The organism is Lysinibacillus sp. 10T31 (assembly GCF_056394365.1).
Genome location: NZ_JBFTHS010000120.1, coordinates 1 through 2,755 on the forward strand (window position 1 = coordinate 1; position 2,755 = coordinate 2,755).

1 protein-coding gene and 1 pseudogene are annotated in these 2,755 nt (G+C 35.7%); both read right to left on the reverse strand.

What is annotated here, in order from left to right; all coding sequences use genetic code 11:
- On the reverse strand, positions 1-1,267 hold a 1,267-nt coding region (locus AC1DCY_RS27015), incomplete at its 3' end, for a methyl-accepting chemotaxis protein (RefSeq protein ID WP_477355727.1).
- 876 nt (positions 1,268-2,143) lie between these two features.
- A pseudogene (locus tag AC1DCY_RS27020) lies at positions 2,144-2,755 on the reverse strand (methyl-accepting chemotaxis protein); the annotation flags it as partial.

The following is a 2,755-nucleotide window of genomic DNA, read 5'->3' on the forward strand; positions in this document are numbered from 1 at the left end:
GATCCGTCACTGTTGAAGAAATCTCCGCGATATGAAGAATAACCTTGGAAAGCTCCTGTAACGATTCTGCATTCTTATTCGCACTCGTTGTTTGTGTGTCTGCGCTCGAAGCAACATCTTGAATCGAAATGGCCACCTTTTCTGTAGCCTTGCTTGTTTGAGTGGCATTGGCTGTAAGCTCTTCCGCTGACGAAGCTACCTCTTCAGCATTTTGTTCTATTTTTTGAATCAGTGTCCTTAGACTGTCTTGCATATCGTTAAAGGCTTGCCCTAGCTGTCCAATCTCATCATGAGAAGCAATCGTCACTTTTTCAGTTAAATCACCTTTACTAATCGTCACTGCACTATCCTTAAGCGATTTAATCGGTTTTATGATTCCCTTCATGACAAAATAGAAAACAATCGTACTTATGACAATCGCAATAATTAACACGAGTAACGTATGATTTAAAATGGATGATGCTGATTTATCAATTTCCTTCGAAAAAATTGTGCCGGTAATTTTCCAATTCGTTAATTCATTCGTTGTAAAGAACATAATACGGTCATCACCGTCAAAGACATATTCATACGTTCCAGATTTACTTTCATACATCTTATCTGCGAAGCTCTCTTTTAATTCCCCACCTGCTTTTAAAGTAGGATGTGAAATGACCATTTTATTTTCATCAAAAATAGAAGGATATCCACTTTTTCCGATTCGAATTGAGCTAGCGGTTTTTTGAATGTCTGCCAATTTTAAATCAACCGCTATTACCCCAGATTTATCCTTTAACTGACGTGCAACTGTTACAACCATCTCTCCAGTAAATGCATCAATATAAGGATTCGTTATTAAAATTTCTCCCTTTAAAGCCGTAGCCTCTTTATACCAATCTCTTTCTAAAACATTGTAATCCTTAACTTTCAATTTTGGATCTAGAAATAATGCTCCCTCATTTGTTCCAAGATAAACACTTAAAGCATCTTGATTCATCTTCATATATTGTTGGAAATTTGTTAATATTGCGGCTCCATTCTGTTTATACGTAGTAGAATTTATTTCCTCGCTAAAAACATTAATGTCATTTATTTTAGCACTAATGGTTTCATCAATTACTTTATTTAAAATATTTACACTTTCATTTGCACTAAATAATATTTCTTCTTTTATCGAATTTTTTGCCGAAAGATATGAAAAACTTCCAACAGTAATAACTGGAACTAGCAAGATTAGAGCAAACAATATATAGAGCTTGCCCTTAAAGCTACCAAATATTTTTTTCATTCAACAATTCTCCTTTTGTCTTCATTAGTTCTTAAGATGTGTGTTTTTGTATAATTTTGTATTATCTTTTACTGGCACTATACTCGATGATTTAGACTCAAAAAGAATGCCTCTTCTATCTACTGTTTACAACCTACCCTTCTTTTATCGATGAAATTTCACCCTAGGCTTTTATCGGACGGAATACATATATTCAAACCCTTTTTTTCATTTTTTTTGATTAACTAATATAAATTCTTCTATTTTGTATTTCTTCATCATTCAACTAAACTTAGAATCTCACTTTAAATAGGTTTATTGCTGTCGCTTCGCTTATATATACAAAAACTTGTTGCCCAAAAAAGAATATGTAATACCAAAGCTTGCAGAAAAACAGGTGCCATCTAGCGACAACCAAAAAACGATGTAGAACCAGTTTTGAATTATTGAAGGCTAATTTGCGTTTCACTCGAATCCATAGAAAATCAAAGATTGAAAACGAAATGTGCTTTGCATGATGACAGTAAATCTCCGGAAACACACTGCCGTTATTAACAGAGAAGTAAGGTAAAGAAAATAGAATGGCTTGATCAAACAAGAAAAAAGAGAAATCGATGCTGTTCGATTTCTCTTTTTCTTTATTATCAGCTAGTTATGACCAGCCTCATTTATTAGTGTTGATAAGCAAAATGGTCACGCAGTCGAGTCTCAAAACAGAATCCCTAAAGGTGATTTCATTCGTTTTTATAGGAATACTTTGAAGAATTATCGCAAAACAATCTCTTTCTACCAAGAAACGACTCAAGTAAGCGCCATTCGTTTTGTCTAAGAGTCATACTTTATTTAATAGGACACTTAATCTCATTGACACATTAGTTTTTCGTATATTTGATTCTGTTAATATTTAAATTGACTAATTAGCTGTTTTAGCTCATCTGCCATATGCGCAAGCGCTTGTGCAGAAGCATTAATCTCTTCCATCGAAGCTAATTGTTCCTCTGTAGACGCTGCAACGTCCTCTGAAGCAGCTGCATTTCCTTGTGCTGAGAATGCCAAATCCTCCGTAATAGCTGTCACTTCTTGGCAAGCTTTCTTACTTCATCGGCAACAACCGCAAAGCCTTTTCCGTGCTCMCCTGCTCTTGCTGCCTCAATTGCTGCATTGAGAGCCAGTAAGTTAGTTTGATCTGCAATGCTTGTAATTACATCTAAAATGGACGTAATTTGTTTAGAGCGTTCATGCAGTGTTTGAATTTTCGTGTTTGAATCGGTTACCGATAAATGGATAGAATGCATTTGATCTTTTGTATTTTGGACTGCCTTTCCMCCTTCATCTGCTTGTAGCGTTGCGTCCTGTGAAAGATCCGTCACTGTTGAAGAAATCTCCGCGATATGAAGAATAACCTTGGAAAGCTCCTGTAACGATTCTGCATTCTTATTCGCACTCGTTGTTTGTGTGTCTGCGCTCGAAGCAACATCTTGAATCGAAATGGCCACCTTTTCTGTAGCC